The organism is Xanthobacter autotrophicus (assembly GCF_029991245.1).
In the GTDB taxonomy this organism is placed as follows: Bacteria; Pseudomonadota; Alphaproteobacteria; order Rhizobiales; family Xanthobacteraceae; genus Xanthobacter; species Xanthobacter autotrophicus_C.
Window position 1 is genome coordinate 1 of record NZ_JAIVFO010000374.1, and the last position, 436, is coordinate 436.

The following is a 436-nucleotide window of genomic DNA, read 5'->3' on the forward strand; positions in this document are numbered from 1 at the left end:
GACGTGACCCGTGCCTTCGTCGAGCGGGAGCTCCTTCCTCACGAGGAGGAGGTGGAGCGCACCGGCGCCGCCCGGCCCGAGCTGGTGGCGAGCATCCGGGCCAAGGCCATCGAGGCGGGGTTGTACGCCGCGAACATGCCCGAGGAGGTCGGTGGCGCCGGGCTCGACGCGGTGACCATGGTGCTGTTCGAGAAGGAGCTGGGCAAGGCCAGCTATGCGCTGCACTACACCGGCGTCGGCCGGCCCTCGAACATCCTGATGGCCGGCACGCCGGAGCAGCGCGAGCGGTACCTCCTGCCGTGCGTGCGGGGCGAGAAGACCGACTGCCTGGCCATGACCGAGCCGGGCGCGGGCTCGGACATGCGGGCGATCCGCACCCGCGCCGTACGCACGGACGACGGCTGGACCATCAAGGGCACCAAGCACTTCATCAGCC

General features: G+C 71.1%; 1 protein-coding gene. It reads left to right on the forward strand.

The window, feature by feature from the left end:
• Positions 1 to 436 (forward strand): acyl-CoA dehydrogenase family protein (locus tag K9U41_RS23285; protein ID WP_432715860.1); only part of this gene is annotated, 436 nt, incomplete at both ends.